12 protein-coding genes are annotated in these 16,802 nt (G+C 49.5%); 5 read left to right on the top strand and 7 right to left on the bottom strand.

All coding sequences use genetic code 11. The annotated features are described in order from the left end of the window. Positions 1-96 precede the first annotated feature (96 nt). From FP815_08080 to FP815_08090, 3 genes are read left to right on the top strand one after another with little or no spacing between them, the layout of a single operon-like run. Positions 97-1,770, top strand: a complete 1,674-nt coding sequence (locus tag FP815_08080; protein ID MBA3014897.1) for a DDE-type integrase/transposase/recombinase — start codon at positions 97-99, stop codon at positions 1,768-1,770. Then, positions 1,763-2,794 carry an AAA family ATPase gene (locus FP815_08085; protein MBA3014898.1) on the top strand — a complete coding sequence of 344 codons (1,032 nt, stop codon included), beginning with the start codon at positions 1,763-1,765 and terminating at the stop codon, positions 2,792-2,794. The genes FP815_08080 and FP815_08085 overlap by 8 nt, the downstream gene beginning before the upstream one ends. Positions 2,795-2,801: 7 nt before the next feature. Next, the gene (locus tag FP815_08090; protein MBA3014899.1) at positions 2,802-4,709 is read left to right on the top strand and encodes a hypothetical protein; all 1,908 of its coding nucleotides are present in this window, start codon (positions 2,802-2,804) and stop codon (positions 4,707-4,709) included. A 552-nt stretch (positions 4,710-5,261) separates the two neighbouring features. Here FP815_08090 and FP815_08095 read toward each other — a convergent pair. Further along, a complete protein-coding gene (locus FP815_08095) occupies positions 5,262-7,520 on the bottom strand; it encodes a vitamin B12-dependent ribonucleotide reductase (protein MBA3014900.1) in 2,259 nt (752 codons plus the stop codon). A 460-nt stretch (positions 7,521-7,980) separates the two neighbouring features. On the opposite strand from FP815_08095, the gene FP815_08100 reads away from it, so the two are divergent. Continuing rightward, positions 7,981-8,865, top strand: a complete 885-nt coding sequence (locus FP815_08100) for a LysR family transcriptional regulator (GenBank protein ID MBA3014901.1) — start codon at positions 7,981-7,983, stop codon at positions 8,863-8,865. 45 nt (positions 8,866-8,910) lie between these two features. On the opposite strand, the gene FP815_08105 is transcribed toward FP815_08100, so the two are convergent. Beyond that, positions 8,911-9,660: a hypothetical protein gene (locus FP815_08105; protein MBA3014902.1), complete on the bottom strand. Its 750-nt coding sequence runs from the start codon at positions 9,658-9,660 to the stop codon at positions 8,911-8,913. Between the two features lie 224 nt (positions 9,661-9,884). Between FP815_08105 and thpR the strand changes: the two genes are divergently transcribed. Beyond that, positions 9,885-10,436, top strand: a complete 552-nt coding sequence (gene thpR, locus FP815_08110) for an RNA 2',3'-cyclic phosphodiesterase (GenBank protein MBA3014903.1) — start codon at positions 9,885-9,887, stop codon at positions 10,434-10,436. A 64-nt stretch (positions 10,437-10,500) separates the two neighbouring features. Here thpR and FP815_08115 read toward each other — a convergent pair whose 3' ends face one another. The 5 genes from FP815_08115 to FP815_08135 all read right to left on the bottom strand — a co-directional run bounded on the left by FP815_08115 (position 10,501) and on the right by FP815_08135 (position 16,771). Beyond that, the gene (locus tag FP815_08115; GenBank protein ID MBA3014904.1) at positions 10,501-11,091 is read right to left on the bottom strand and encodes a TIGR00730 family Rossman fold protein; all 591 of its coding nucleotides are present in this window, start codon (positions 11,089-11,091) and stop codon (positions 10,501-10,503) included. Positions 11,092-11,186: 95 nt separating this feature from the next. Then, positions 11,187-13,454 carry a tetratricopeptide repeat protein gene (locus FP815_08120; GenBank protein MBA3014905.1) on the bottom strand — a complete coding sequence of 756 codons (2,268 nt, stop codon included), beginning with the start codon at positions 13,452-13,454 and terminating at the stop codon, positions 11,187-11,189. Positions 13,455-13,564: 110 nt separating this feature from the next. Beyond that, on the bottom strand, positions 13,565-15,004 hold the full coding sequence (locus FP815_08125; GenBank protein ID MBA3014906.1) for an L-seryl-tRNA(Sec) selenium transferase: 1,440 nt from the start codon (positions 15,002-15,004) through the stop codon (positions 13,565-13,567). 103 nt (positions 15,005-15,107) lie between these two features. Continuing rightward, complete coding sequence (rsmI, locus tag FP815_08130) at positions 15,108-15,992, bottom strand: 16S rRNA (cytidine(1402)-2'-O)-methyltransferase (protein MBA3014907.1); 885 nt, start codon at positions 15,990-15,992, stop codon at positions 15,108-15,110. After that, a complete protein-coding gene (locus tag FP815_08135; GenBank protein ID MBA3014908.1) occupies positions 15,992-16,771 on the bottom strand; it encodes a hypothetical protein in 780 nt (259 codons plus the stop codon). The genes rsmI and FP815_08135 overlap by 1 nt, the downstream gene beginning before the upstream one ends. Positions 16,772-16,802 lie beyond the last annotated feature (31 nt).

The following is a 16,802-nucleotide window of genomic DNA, read 5'->3' on the forward strand; positions in this document are numbered from 1 at the left end:
GCAACCTGTATAATTCCTGACGATAAATTTAACATAGCTAAAATCAGACGAGCATACGTACTCAGCGTAATAGAATGCCAGAACACAGAATCTGAAATGACGCCAATTATAAAGAGCACATGGGACCGTTTAAAAGAGCCCCAAAAACCTCCTCACTGGACAACAGTTTTCAGGTGGAAAAAAAACTACCTAGAAGCTGGTAAAGATATTACCGCCTTAACTGGCGAGGAATACAACAAAGGGAACAGGAAACCTCGCTATCCCGACGAGGTGATTAATATTGTAGAGCAGTCCATTGAAACAATCTATCTCACGCGCGAACGCAAAACTATTCAGGACACTCTAGACAATGCTAAAGCAGCGGTGATAAAGGAAAATCACCTTCGACCTTCGTCCATATACCTTCCTTTTCCGACACGCACATTGGTAAAGGGTATGATATCACAATTACCGGCCTTTGATAAATATGCTGCTCGACACGGCCGCACGGCAGCAATAAAAAAATTTCGGTCTGTACAATCCCATCGCACCACAAATGCTCCCTTGGAACGTGCAGAGATTGACCACACCATCTTAGATCTATTCGTTATTGATGATAGAAACGGATTACCACTTGGCAGACCATATGTCACTGCATGTATTGATGACTATACTCGTTGTCTTCTTGGAATCAATATTGGCTTTGAACCACCGAGTCATCTTAGCGTATCTCGCTGCTTAAAGCATGCATTTCTGCCCAAAATTGAACTTAATCAAGTATATCCATCAATTAATAAAAAATGGAATGCACATGGAGTTATGAGAGAACTTGTTGTTGACAATGGCCTTGAATTCCATAGCCAAAGCCTAGAAAAAGCATGCTTTATGCTGGGTATTGAAATTCACTACGCCCCCCGCAAGGTCCCATGGTTTAAAGGCAAAATCGAAAGATTTTTCAACACCTTTAACAAAGGAATTGCCCATGGAAATCCCGGGACAACTTTTCGAAATATTTTTGAAAAAGATGACTATAACCCAGAAAAGCATGCTGTTGTCAGACTAAGTATACTCCGGGAAATAATCTACATATGGGTTGTCGATTACTATCATCAAAAAAATCATCGTGCTCTAGGATTGTCTCCAGCATCTATGTGGGACTCAAGCATTCATTCGGAAGACATCCCGCTACCAGATAATCCTGCAATCATCGATGCCATCATGGGACGTAAAGAACTCAGAAAACTGACCCACAAGGGAATAGAATTGTCCGGCCTACTATACAACTCCCCGGAACTAACTGAGTTACGTAGAAAACACGGTGACAGTATTGATGTTGAGATTAGCGTTGATGATGGAGACATTGGTTCAATATATGTTTTCGCACCAGACAAACAGACTACATACATGGTTCGGGCTATATCTTGGGATTACGCAGAGGGACTAACCAATTGGCAACACCGTGTTTTCAAAAACTACTCAAAAAAGAATATGGAAAAACAAGATATAAATTCCTGGATTATGGCCAAAGATACCATATTTAATATAATCAGAAATGAGTCATTACTGAAAAAAAATAAATCGAACAAAAAAGTTGCTAGATTCACAGATACTGAAAGACTAATCGATCGACCACTCACCAAAAGTAAAGAAATTAATTCTGATATAATATCATCACCAGCTCCTGAGTTTACAACTTACACATTGGATCAATTAAGCGGAAAATTTAAAACTTTTACCCCAATCCAAAGACAACGTATTTCCTCCTATATACAGGAGGACTCGGATGATTAATATAGAATCTCAAATCTCTACAAAATATCTTATTGAAACAACGATAGTTCCCCATACCGCTTTTGATAATGCTACTCAAAGAATAGCACAATGCCTAAATTACAGCGATGAAGCATCAGAACCGATAGGCATCGCATTAATTGGAGAATCAAGAACAGGCAAAAGTCGCTTATTGGAAGATTTCGAGTGCCAACACAACCCAACACGGGATGAAAATGGTATTAATAAAAAAATTATCAGAGTAAAAACTCCATCAAAGCCTACTGTTAAAAGTTTAGTAGAATTAATGCTTCGCGAGATTAAAGATCCAATATTTACAAATGGTACAGAAAATTCTAAAACAATTCGACTAAAATGCTTAATGAATAAAACTGGAATAAAAATGGTTATGATTGATGAGTTTCAGCACTTTTATGACAAAGGATCTCATAAAGTCATGCATCATGTTGCTGACTGGCTTAAAATACTGGTAGATGACAGCAAAGTATCCCTTGTTGTTGCTGGACTACCAACATGCAAAACAGTAATTGACCAGAATGAACAATTAGCAGGTCGTTTTATGGCACCAATAATATTGCCACGATTTGACTGGTCAAAAGATACCCAACGGGAAGAATTTATTGGAATATTGGACGCATTTCAACAAATAATGGAAAAATATTTTAATACCCCTAAATTTTCCAATCAAGAAATGTCTTTTAGGTTTTATTGTGCCACAGGTGGCCTAATTGGATATCTGACAAAATTACTTAGACAAACAGTTTGGGACGCGCTTGATTCTGGCGACAATATCATCAAATTGAAAAATCTTAGTCAAGCTTATGCCAAATCCATTTGGACTCATGAGCATCCCAATCCATTCGACGATGCATTTTCAGACCAACCAACCGAATTCATACTTTCACAAATACAGAAAATTGGAGCACATGAGCCCGAGGAACCAGGATCAGAATCTGCCACAATAAAATCGGGAAGGAAAAGAAGAAATAAAATGACTCCATCACAGATTCTTTCAGCTCAGTAACAGCGCCATGGACCTTACATTACTAGTTAGAACCCCTTCACCGTTTGCCACTGAAAGCCTTTGGGGATTTGCCTTACGCGTTTCTGAAGAAAACGGATACGACAATCCACGACATATTTTAAAGTTAGCTGGATTCAATCAATACGAAAGGAAAACAGCAAGTTTTCCCTTTAACAAACTTGCAACTATTCTCGGGAAAGATCAATCAGATCTAGAACCGATTGCGTACTCGAAAAACTCAGGAAACAATTCACGAGAATTTTTTATTTTAGGTAAGTCGCTGGGAAATTCGCTTAAACACTATCCTTTGCGATTAACAAAACCATCGTTTTGCCCCCATTGTGTTGCCGAAACAGGACATCTCGACGCATGTTGGGATATCAATCTATCTGTTGCCTGCCCTAAACATAAATGTCAAGTGATCAACAAATGTCATATCTGCGGCAAAGATCTTCGGTGGTTTCGACCCGGTCTCTTGAGATGTAATTGTGGCGCCTTGCTATCAGATTCGCCAAGGATAGAAGTCAATAGCCCCGTCACCGAATTAATGGCAATATTATTCGCGAAAATCCATGGCAAGTCAGTCAGTAACATCAACAATCCGAACAATTTTCCTATTAGAGAGATGGAAGAAATTTCATTACGATCTTTCCTTCTGGTGATACCAGCTCTAGGACGATTTAATCTTGTTGGCCATTTATCAACAGCAGAAATCACTCCAATCAATCTCGTGGCCAGCGCAGCTGAAGTCTTTACGAATTGGCCATTTGGCTATCACGATTTTCTAAGAAAACTTGGAGCACATGCAAATTATGACAAACATCCAACTATCGGATTAAGAAAATATTTTGAGAATTATTACTCATCAATGTTTAAACAACGAACTAGCCATAAATACATCGAATTTCTTCGCGATGAATTTGTGAATTTTGGGCTAAATGAATGGGGGGAGAGCGTCGTGGACAAGAAAATGATGCGTGGAATGCCAATCTCCAAAGAACGCTTCGTTTCCTCAGCTGAATTGTCCCGACAATTGGGTGTTAGCATAAGAACCGTTAAAAAATGGGCTCAAAAAGGTAAAATTGAAATCAAGGAGGTCATGGCTAACACCCAAAAGCGCTATCTTGTCGACTTAGAGAATCTATTCATACCTCCTAAGGTCAAAGGAAGGGTGATTAGGATGCGTGAAGCAGCAGCCTTTATTGGTATCCCTGTTAGCGTTCTTAAAGGGTTAAGAGAGTCAGGCCATTACGATATCCAACACATGCCGAGACAAAAACCAGGCTTTCACGAGGCTGACTTAAATGTCTTCCGGTTCAATTTACTTAACCTCAGCCCTCTTATACGTGAATCCATAACCGGAAATAATGATTTTATTACTTTTGCTCATATTATGGAGCAACTTCAATTCTGGTCAAAATCAGGAAAAGCCGATTTCGTTCGTGACTATCTCATTGGGGAAATACATTCGGCAGGCAGGATTGGAGACTCTGTGGAACAAATCATTTTTAAAAAAAATGATGTTCTCAAATACATTCAATCATGTAGAGTTGCATATTCGGCTTGTACCATTTCGCGCAAAAACGCAGCCGATCGTATAAAATGTGACATCCAGGCTATTCCTGGATTAATCGAAAAGGGCTATCTATTTGGACAACAGCAGAAACCATCTAGGCTGAGGGTTGACGGGAAATCTGTAGATCATTTTTCGAAGAATTATATTTCCTTAGGACACCTAGCAACTCAAGTCAATTCCACCTCATCCAAATTGTTACAAATCTGCACGCAGTTAAACGTCACCGTAGTCCCAATACCGCGAAGCTATAAAGGGGGAACTGCGGCATTTATTAAACGCAGTGACCTAACAACGCTCACAACACAAATTAAAGTCACAAATCGACGCTCATCTCGATAAGCCCACCGATGGCAGGTAGAGACACAGAAACAATAAAATTTCTTAAATCCTCGGCAAATCGCCTTGGGCCGCTCAGATATCAAGCTAAAACACTTCGACCTGCCTCATAATCCGTAGCAGACCATCACTACACCACAAACCAAGTCACAAAGAACTGCTGAGCCGTGATACTTATTGTCATAGGGACAATGTCAGACACGGCAACGACGAAGTCTGACTCGTCATCCCTCCACAAATGAATCCTTCATCCAACCACTTCTTCACTCCCAGATGTGTTAACGCAAAACGGGGGGTGAAGAAAATCTCTTCATCCCCCGTTTTGGTGTAACGCCAAACAATCAGTGATCGCAATCATTTAGTGAAAATCAATCCCTAGCTTCATCCAATACAAAGTAATTAGAATCATAACTGGACTTCAAATCTGCCAATTCAGGTTCACTCCTGAACCAATCTGCTTGCAGGTTATGCTCTACCAAATTGCAGCTTATGCCCTCCAATTTGCACCTTATGGCCTCCCGCACACTCCTGGGTTTCAAATCCTGGCCCTTTGGATTAAGCACACTCGGAGTACCCGCAGGAGTGGCAGACACAGCAGCCGCTCTCGTGCTCCACCGCCCCTCCACATTCCGGGCAGGCGCCAAAGCTCATGGCATTCTCGGACATGCCATTGTCCGGTTTGCCACTGACACCCTCGATATGCTGACGAACGGCTTGAGCAATGGCGTCGGCACAGGAGAGGACTTTTTGCGCCCCGAACCCTGCGGGTTTATGGCAACTGATGCCAATCAACTGTTTGACGATCGGATCTGCGGACATGCCGCTTCGCCAAGCGAGAGAAACCAACCGACCAATGGCCTCACACTGACTGGCGGCGCAACCACCGGCCTTGCCGACGAAGTTAAACAACTCGAACTGACGATTCTGCTCATCCTCGTTTATTGTCACATACATCTGGCCGCAACCGGTGGCCATCTGATAGGTCCGGCCCACCAAGCTGCGCGGGCGATCGCGCTTCACCGGCGCCGACGACTCGGCTGAGTCCTGTTTCTTGTCAGTCTTAGTCGTACTCAACACCTGGTTGGCGCGACAACCGTCACGGTAGATGGTAATCCCCTTGCACCCCAGTTCAAAGGCCAGGAGATAGGCCTCCTTGACATCATCAACCGTGGCGCCATGACCAAAATTGATTGTCTTGCTGACCGCATTGTTGGTGTGCTTCTGGAAGGCTGCCTGAATATCAATATGGTTGCGCGGCGTGATATCATGAGCAGTCTCAAACACCTGGCGGAATTTGGTGGGAATTTCCTCAAAGCCCTGAATCGTTCCGGCTTTGGAAATCTTGCGCAGCAGATCTTCGGAATAAAAGCCATTCTCCTTGGCAACCCGCTCAAACACTGGGTTGACTTCAATCATCTCGGTGTTGTCCATCACCCGACGGATAAAGGAGATGGCAAAAATCGGCTCGACACCGCTGGAGCACCCGGCCAGGATGCTGAGAGTACCCGTAGGGGCAATGGTGGTCCGAGTCGCGTTACGGACCGGAGCCGAGGGGTTCTGGCGACCGTAGATGCTCTCCGGAAAATTAGGGAAGGCACCCCGCTGCTCACCCAAGGCGATGGAACAATCATGGGCCTTGGTATCGATAAAGTGCATCACCTCTTCGGCAAGCTCCGTGGCCTTCGCTGAAGAATAAGGAACATTAAGCATCGCCAGCATGTCGGCAAAACCCATCACACCAAGACCGATCTTACGATTGCGCTTGGTGACCCGATCGATCTCCGGCAAGGGATAGCGATTGATGTCGATAACGTTATCGAGGAAATGAACCGCCTTCTCCACGGTCCGGCCCAGCTTCTGATAATTCACCTTGTCGCCGACCACCATATTGGCCAGATTGATGGAACCCAGGTTACAGGACTCATACGGCAGCAGCGGCTGCTCGCCGCAGGGGTTGGTGCTCTCGATCATCCCCGCCTGAGGTGTCGGATTTTTGGCATTGATCCGGTCGATAAAAACAATACCCGGTTCGCCGGTCAACCAGGCCTGTTTGACTATCTGGCGAAAGATCTTGTTCGCGCTCTGCTTCTTGACGATCTCCCCGTCACGAGGATTGACCAGGGCGTACTCACCGTCAACCTTGACCGCCTCCATGAACTCATCAGTAATAGCCACCGAGAGATTAAAGTTGTTGAGCTTGGTCAGATCGGCCTTGGCCTTGATAAAGTCCATGATATCTGGATGATCAACACGCATAATGGCCATATTAGCCCCGCGACGGGTGCCACCCTGCTTAATGGTCTCAGTAGCGCAGTCAAAAACCGACATAAAGGACAAGGGTCCACTGGAAACGCCCTTGGTCGAATGAACGACATCGTTATGGGGCCTGATCCGGGAAAAGGAGAATCCGGTGCCGCCGCCGCTCTTGTGGATCAAGGCTGTCTGCTTGACCGCCTCAAAGATGCTCTCCATGGAATCTTCCACCGGCAGCACAAAACAGGCGGACAGCTGACCCAACTCACGACCGGCATTCATCAGGGTCGGCGAGTTAGGAAGGAAGTCAAAAGAGGCCATCATCTCATAGAAATCTACTGCCAATTGAGCGATGGGGGCATTGGTATTAAAGACCAGGTCTCCGGCGGCGATGGTTTTCGCCACCCGCCAGAGCATGTCTTGCGGGTCTTCAGTGACGTTGCCCTGCTGGTCCCGGATAAGGTAACGTTTCTTGAGAACGGTCAAGGCATTGTCTTTGAATTGCGGCTTGATGGCGTCAGGGGGCAAGGTGATATTTGTGGTGCTGATTCGTTTGGTCATGGCATTTACCGTCGGCATAAGATTTTTCTGTTAATCAGTTAAGAGATTGCTTTCTGTGGTGAGCAAGAGATTACTGCTGCGACGTGGTACCGATCCGTCGGCGGAGTGAGCAAAAGCGAGGGGAAAAGAGACCCCTCATCACCCTGCTCACCAAGCCAACTGGGGACCTTCCCCGCTAAAAACAAGGCAGAACTCCGGAATCCACCGGCGCACACAGCATACGCTATATTGTGTACTGGCGAGCACAATCGCACAACATAATGTATTTGTAAACAGAAAAATCGGTTGGCTCATAAAAAAAATTATCAACAAAAAAAATCATCCCCGACTCAAAAAAATTATTGTCGGGAGGTTTTTGTTTTTTCTTGCAAAATACCTTCTATCGTATTTCTCTATCCTTTAGATTGAGGGATAATAACTCAATTCCGGTCAATAAATTGCATAGCCCACAGGAGTCATCATGGATTTTCATCAGCCCAAGGTATTCGCCTCAGTATTCCGGCACAAAAGTTTCACCAAGGCCTCGGATGAGATGTGCGTCAGCCAGCCCACCATCAGTGAACACATCAAAAATCTTGAACACGAATTCTCCTGCAAGCTGTTTGACCGGCTTGGGCGCACAATCGCCCCAACCCAACGGGCAGAGAGGCTCTACCCCAAGGTGCTGCGTCTCCTGGACAACGCGATTCGCCTCCAAGAGGAATTCAAGGCCGAAGAGGGTCAGGTGCAGGGCGAACTGATCATTGGGGCCAGCACAATCCCTGGAACCTATATCCTGCCGCGTCAAGCCTGTTTGTTCCGCCAGCAGTATCCCGACACCTCCTTCGAGATCTCAATCCATGACAGCCGCGAGATCATCGATATGGTCCTTAATCACTCCTTGCTCTGCGGGGTGGTTGGTGCAAAAATGGAGAACCAGCTCCACTATGTGCCACTCACAGAAGACGAACTCGTCCTGGTCGCTGCTCAGGGGCTGATCACTACTCCCCTTCTTACCGCCGCCGACCTCGCACAGATCCCGCTACTGATGCGGGAGGAAGGGTCAGGGACCAGAGACAGCATGATCCATCTACTGGAAGAGGCTGGCATCTCTCTAGATACCATGACTGTGGTAGCGACATTGGGATCGTCAGCCGCAGTAAAAGAAGCTGTAAAAGAAGGGCTGGGGGCTGCCTGGATCTCCCGGATTGCGGTCCAGGATTCTCTAAGCCTTGGTGAACTGGTCGAAATACCGTACCCAGGTCTTTTCCAAAGTCGGCGTTTTTATCTCGTTACCCACAAGAAGCGGACGCTGCCCCACCATTATCAGGTGTTTTACGAGTACCTGCGGGCTTCGCAGCGATGACAAAAAGGGATAGCCAAAGAACGCGCCTCTGAACAAGGCGCGCTGCTACCAGGAGTAGCGGGCAAAAAAGGTCTTATCGGATAAATAATCGTGAATGTCTTGGCCTTGAAGGCTATAGGACTGAGAGATAATCGCGTTCATCTCTCGCCTAATGACAGAGAGAGGTGGCAATGGGGAAAGAACCGGCAGAATGTGATCAATGGGCACAGGTGGGCTGATGCGCAGCTTGCGATCAAGATCCATGGCCAGATCCTGCTCCAAGCCACCCTTCATTACGCTACTGGACGCCGGGTCACCAAGCCCGCGCAAAAACCCGAGAATTGAACCAAGATCATTTTTCCGGTAAAAAAGATCAATCTCATCACTGATCATCTGCTGACTCGCTACCAGTTCCGCAAATTGCTCCCGATACCGCTCCACATGATCAATGAGACGCTCATAACAATCAATGATTGCATTGCTGAAGCAACCCTTCTTAGTCAGGCCACGAAAGCGCACCCCCTCGAACACCCTTTTCCTGATCGTCTGCGACTGGATAAGGTAGGGATCATAAAAACTCTCCTCCGGAATATCGGCAAGGGCCATAAACTTCTCAATCAAGGTCTCATCCTTGATCAGGATAAAAACGCGGATCAAGTCAAAAACAATCCTCTTCTCAAGGATAACGGCATAGTGGCGGATTTTATCTGCCAGGGCCATCGTGTCTTCCTCAATCAGCTTGCGGAAGCCGAAATAGCGGTTGGCGATCTCCTGCTTCACTTCGTAGGTGAGGACATCATTAACGCTTGAGTGCATAACAGATAAGCCCCCGTGCAGTTGTGGTGTAAACGTTCACCGGGCACCCCATCTGCTTTGTTAGCGGCCTGCTCATGTGCAACTAGCACACTTCGCAGACCGCTTTCGTGCATCTGGGGCACCCGGTAAACGTTTACAGTCCGGTGAAATCAGCACGTTCAACGCTTCTGGTGAACGATTACGTTGTGGTAAAAAAAATCAAGAACTCAAAGGAGGACACCACCATGCCCCGCCTCTTTGTCGCCATCGACCTGCCGGAATCACTCAAAACCACCCTGACAGGTATCTGTCACGGCATCCCCGGCACCCACTGGCTTCCACCAAATCAGTTGCACCTGACCCTCCGCTTTATCGGCGACGTCGACAACGGCCTGTTCCGCGCGATCATGGATGGCCTCAGTGGCAACGATCTGCCCCCGGCCAAATGCCACCTGCGGAGCATAGGTTGTTTTCCTGCCAAAGGGCGTCCTCGGGTGATCTGGGCAGGGGTAAGCGAGGAGGCAACCGGTCTCTTCACCCTCCAGCGGCACCTCGAGAAAGAGATCAGAAGATTTGGCATCACTCCCGAAGAACGACCATTCACTCCCCACATCACCTTAGCCCGCCTCAAAGATCCCCCGAAAGAGGCAGTCTTCGCGTTCTTATCAAAAAATGCAGAGTTTCAAGGCGGCGCATTTACCGTGACCGCGTTCCATCTTTACTCTAGCTCCCTGACCCCAAAAGGCGCTATCCACACCCTGGAGCGATCATATCAACTGCATCAGGCGAGAGAATGAGGGAGTTTACGCTGATGCCCTGAGTGGAGCGGAAAGGCCTCCGCCCCTACACCTAGCCAAGAAATCACACAACAACCGTCCGCCGGATGGTATTCACCACCTCATCCGGATCGTCGATGACATTAAAAAACAGCATATCTTCTGAATTGATATGGCCGGATTCGAGCATCCTCTCCTTAATCCAATCAACCATGCCGGACCAATAATCCTTGCCGACCAAGATAATCGGAAAACTTTTAATCCTGCGGGTCTGGATCAGAGTCACGGCCTCAAACAGCTCGTCCAGGGTCCCGAAACCGCCAGGCATCCCCACAAACGCCATGGCGTATTTGATAAACATAACCTTACGGATAAAGAAATACTTGAAGCTGAGCGGCATATTGGAGAAGGGGTTGGGCTCCTGCTCAAAAGGCAAGTTAATATTGAGGCCAACTGAGATGCCGCCAGCCTCCGAAGCTCCTTTATTGGCGGCCTCCATAATCCCCGGTCCGCCACCGGTAATCACCGCGTAACCGGCCCGAGCCAGCCCACCGGCAATGGCTTCGGCCAATTGATACGATTTCTCGTCAGGCTTGACCCGGGCCGAACCAAAAATAGAAACCGCAGGCCGCTTAATCTCCGACAAGGTATCAAAACCATCCACAAACTCCGACATGATCTTAAACAAACGCCACGAATCACCGACATTAAAGTTATCAAGCGAGTATTGCTGTTTGTCGGTGGAATTCAAATTATGACTTAGGTGCGCCTTCACACTTTTCTCCTGGTCTGATTAATCTTCTTAAGCGCTTTAACGGCACGGGAGTGAGTTCCGTCAAGCCGCAGCACCTTCTCATACGCGCCCCTGGCAAGTTGGGGCTGATGTAATTTTTCATAAAGAGAGGCTTTCAACATCAAGGCATCGACATATCCCGGGTCCAGGGACAAGCAGCGCAGCACAGCCTCCAGCGCCTCATTCCACTCTTCGCGGCAATCCAGAACAACCGCCATTCGGTGCCAGTACGATGCTCTGCTCCCCTCAATCTCCACCGCCTGTCGGCAAAAAGCAAGGGCAATGTCAAGGCCCTGCTTTTCGGCGGCATAGAGTTCCCCCAACTGACTCAACGACTCGCTGTCCCTGCTATTATAGCGGGCAGCCCGCTGGAGATAGGTCATGGCCTCCCGATTGTGTCCGATCCCCTTATACGCCTCACCAAGATAACGATAGACCAAACCATGACCCAAGAGGCCCTGCCTCTCTTCGCTCCCGGAATCACCACGATCCAAAGACACTCTTTTCCCTGTTCGACCTTGACTACTGACAACCTTTTCAGCCTTGGTCAACACCCGGACAGCCACCTTATACTTACCACGCTGACAGTACAGTTGTCCCAGTTGCAGCAGGAGATCAAAGTGGGTATCATCAATCTTCTCGGCTCGTTCAAAAGATTCAAGAGCCTTATCCTGGTCGCCATGACAAAGGTGGGCAAAGCCAAGATTAAACAAGGCCATAAAATCGTTTACATTCAGCGCTATCGCCCGCTCAAACAGCGGAATGGCCTTGGCGTAATCATCAAGCTGGGCGTAAATAACTCCTAAGCTATTCAAAAGATTGACGTTATCAGGAGTAAGGTTCAACCCCAGCCGATACTCGCGGATAGCGCTGACCAGATCGCCCTCATTATAATAGATATCGCCACTGATATTTAAGCTCACCCCACTGAAGGAAGTAATGGTCCCGGCCCCAAAGAATTGGGTATGAACCAAGGCCTTCTTGGCATTAGCCGGCATATCGAGCTTATGAAATCCGGGGCACGGGTAACTGGCAACCCCCATGGAAAAGGTGCCAATACCCAACAAATTGATTCTATTGACAAAACCACACGCCCATTCAGCGGCAGGCTCTTCCTCCGCACCGGGCAGATAGATGATAGCCCGACTACTATCGAGCACGACCACTTTCACCTCTTCCCCAGCCAAGACGATTACCCGGCTGGGGAATTCGTCTTGATCGGCGATATCTTTTTGGATGGCGACTAAGGAAAACTCGTTTTCTCCCTTCCACACCCGTTTCAATCGCGCCATCACCTCAGGGGCAAGCGGGGCAAGCAGATGTTGCTGAACCATCGTTTCATCCGCAGCAACCGAGGTAGAGAAACTCCCTCGCTTTCTGGCCGTCTCCAAAGTCTGCCACGCCAGGTCAAGGAGATGATCGACTGCCGACTCATCATCTGAACTCTCGAAATGCCCATGGGTTACAGCGCTCAACGGCGTAATGGCGACATGAACCTTCCTCAGCCTGACGGGATCGCCCTCCTGAGTCCCCTGACGCTTCATTTTACGCAACAACACCGAACCGAACCGCTGGGCTTCATCCATGTTCGAGCCGTTCCGGATCAAGGCGAAGACCCCGGCGCCCACATGGTGCAGCGACGCCTGAATGCCGATCAAAGAGTCGAGATACGCAGCAATCAGACTGATATTCTGCAATAACTGACCAGCGCCCTGAGCCCGCATCGCCACCTCGATCAGGATAAGCTGGCCATCCGGAGGGGCAGAATGAGTCTCGGCAAGAGCCAGCAGAATCTGCAACTCCTCTCGCAGATGAATGGCGTTCAAAACTCCGGATACCGGGTCCATTGCCCAGCGCTTAATCAACGAGAACTCCCTGACGACCAGCTTCCCCCTTTCAAGAAGCCAATCCTCTGAATACCGGCGATACTGGTTCTCTCCCTCCCCGGTCAAAACCGCGACAGCCACCAGCTCTCCGTTTTGCCGGATCGGCAGAAAGAGGGTCTGACCTTCAGGACCGACAACCGGCTTGTTCCCTTGCCGCACCAGGGTCACCCCTGCCCGAACCGCCTCTGACAGCTCGGCTGAGTGACCGTAACTCTCGACCCACTCATCTCCCTCGCCAATAATGAAGCGAACCGATTGGCAAGAGAAAAATTCAAGCAACGATTTAACAAATTGCAGCTCAAAGCGGATAAAGTCGTGCCGAGACAAAGTCGCGACAGGGGCAACATATGGAAAACCCATAAAAATCCTCAAAGTGGAGGGTGTGCAGCTCGTGCGCCACAGCACCCGCTGATGATCTCTACCTGATAACTATCCAGCAACACCACATCTGCTTGAGCTGGATAGTTACGCTACCAGCGCCGAAAAAATCCCAGCACAGCCTGGGCCAATGGTTTCACTTGCTGATCGGATACCGTGCGCAGGTCAAGAAGCAAGGCATCACGTTCAATCCTGCCAATAATCGGCAGATCAAGCTGCCGGAATTCCTGCTCCAAGGCGTTGACCGACATGGCAAGAGGCCTGAGCGCCAAGGCCTTGGAGGGCAATCCCTGTTCAGGCATCGCTCCGCCGCCGACCCGTGATTCGGTATTCACAAGCTCAACCTGGCACACCTGGTCAAGACCGCTTCCAAGCAGACGCTTAAGACGCACTGCCCTTTTGGTAATATCTTGACGGGTGGCGGACAGCATCACAAGCGTCGGGATAGTGCGCATGGCCGCACGCTCGTCGCGATACAGCCTCAGAACCCCTTCTAGTCCAGCCAGGGTAAACTTATCGATCCGCAAGGCCCGATTCAAGGGATTTCTCTTGACCCTGTCAATGATCGCCTTGCGGCCGACAATCAACCCAGCTTGCGGCCCGCCCAAAAGCTTGTCGCCGCTGAAGGTGACCACATCGACTCCGCTCATCACCACTTCGCCCACGGTCGGTTCCTTGACCAAACCGCAACGGGTCAAATCAACCAGCGATCCGCTGCCCAGGTCCTCCATCACCGGGATACCGTGCCGAGCGCCCAATGAGACCATCTCACCAAGCGGCACTTCCGAAGTAAAACCGATCATTCGATAGTTGCTGGTATGCACCTTGAGCAGCAGCGCCGTTTCTGAGGAGATCGCCTGCTCGTAATCCCGAAGGTGAGTACGATTGGTGGCGCCAACCTCAACCAGCCGGGCGCCGCTTCGCTCCATCACCTCAGGGATACGGAACGAACCGCCAATCTCCACCAGCTGTCCCCGAGAGACCACGACCTCACGGCCTGCGGCCAGAGTGCCAAGGACCAGCAAGACGGCCGCGGCATTGTTGTTGACCACCAAAGCGGCCTCAGCCCCGGTCAGTTCGCAAAGGAGATCCTCTACCAGAGCATACCGACTGCCCCGCTTGCCGGTCGCTAAATCAAATTCCAGATTGGAATAATGACGCCCCACCCGCATGATCGAGTCCATGGCGCAATCTGGCAGGAGGGAACGGCCCAAGTTGGTGTGAATCACCACCCCGGTGGCGTTGATCACTGTCGTGAATTTGGGCCGCAGCATCAGCGCAAGCCGCTGCCGAACTTCACTCGCAAGGGCCTCACAATTCAGCCACTCCCCATCAATCAGCGAACCGTCAAGGATGGCTGCCCTGGCAATGTCAAGGGTCTCCCGCACCGCCCGCTTGATCAGCGGCAGCGTTGCCTCGCCAAGATCCCCGCCCAACCGGGACTCATCGTCACCGCCTGCAAGCCAGCCAAGAAACTCATCGACTTTTGGTATCGCCCTCAGCAGACCCTGTTTTTTCTCTGTTGTATCCATTCGTTTTCCCAAGTGCTCGATGTACCGTTTTCATCTACTGCTGTCAAGGCATGGGTACCAGTCGCTCAGCAATGATTGTTGAGAGACAAGAGCCATAACCAAACTACTTCCCCCAGACCTGCAACGCCTCCTCATAGACCTTAGCCCTGGGCAGGCCGAGATCAACGGCAATCTTGGCCACCGAGTCCTTGAGCGACAGCCCCGATTGTTGGTGATACCAGGCCAGAAGCCCTTGCAAATCCTGGCCTTCAACCGGAGCCTCCTGAACAATCGCCCCCTCGACCAGGACCACGAACTCTCCCCGGGCAGCATCCCCCTCCAGAGAGGCCAGCATCTGGGACAATGACCCGCACAGACACTGTTCATAGATCTTGGTCAACTCCTTGCAAACCACCGCCTGTCTATCGCCCAGCACTGCCAAACAATCGGCAAGACTTGCCCGCAAACGATGCGGAGACTCATAAAATACCAGCAACGCCGGCTGGATGGCCAACGAGTGCAGCACCTTCCTACGTTCGCTCCCCTTGGCAGGTAAAAAACCACAAAACAGAAATTGATCCGCCTTGAGCCCTGCCATACTGATAGCTGTAGTCAAGGCACAGGGGCCAGGGATAGGGACTACGCAAATCCCCTCAGCCAACGCCTCATTGACCAACACAAATCCCGGATCGGAGATGCAGGGCACCCCGGCATCGGAGACTAACGCCACATCACGACCATCGAGGAGAACCCTGATTATCTTGCCGGTCTTTTGCGCCTCTTTCTCCCGGTAATAGCTGGTCTGGGGAGTGTTAATCTGAAAATGTGTGAGCAGTTTACGGGTGTGCCGAGTGTCCTCACAGGCGATCAGCGTCACTTCACTCAAGACCCTGAGCGCACGCACCGTAATGTCCTCAAGATTGCCGATCGGGGTAGCCACCACATAGAGTTTCCCGGCGCCAGGACGGGGTGAGCGGGTGTCAGTCAACACGCGAGACACGCCATCCATTAAATAAGCTCCTTAAACGGCACAGTCACGGTGAAGGTGGTCTTGCCATCTTCCGCCGAATACTCGATACGCCCCCCCATAATGCCGACACACTTCTTAGCCAAAAAAAGTCCGACCCCTAAAGCGCCGTCTCTGGTCGAATAAAAGGGCTCGAAGATCCACGTGGCCACGTCCGCATCGACCCCGGAACCTGAATCACTGACCGCCAGAACCAGCGATTCTCCGGAGCATTTAGCCGAAAGTAGCATCCATGGGTTTAACGCCTCTCGCAGAGCATAGGCCGCATTGTCCAAGAGGACATGGATGAGGGTGTGCAACTCGACACAATGCTTTTTGATGCGAGGGAGGTCAAGGGCCAGATCAAAATGCTTGTCAATATTGTGTTTAAAGAAATTGTCCGCAGACATGATCTCAAGCTCCAGTTCGGCGATATCGACAATTGACACCGCCTCACCGTGCGTATCCCAATACAGTTGCGCCAGAGGGAGAATCCGATTAACAATCCGCTTACTGGTCGCCACCTTCTCCTCCATCTGCCCAACCATCATCGCCCGCTTGGTCAGCAGCTCGCGAAGCGGAGCTACTCCGCAGTCTGAATTGGGGCACGAAGACATGGCCTCGCCGAGCAGTTTTTCAGCCTGAGCAAACATACTGCTAAACAACGCGGCCTGCAGAGAAAATGCCTGATTTGCTCCGTTAATATTGTGAATGATGCCGCGCAACAGTCTGCCGACACAGGCATCCTGATACTGCTGAAAAAAAGCCGCTTCCCAATCCATTATCTCGGACCTCCTTTATTCATTTGCCTCT

Source organism: Desulfobulbaceae bacterium (assembly GCA_013792005.1).
Lineage (GTDB): Bacteria > Desulfobacterota > Desulfobulbia > Desulfobulbales > VMSU01 > VMSU01.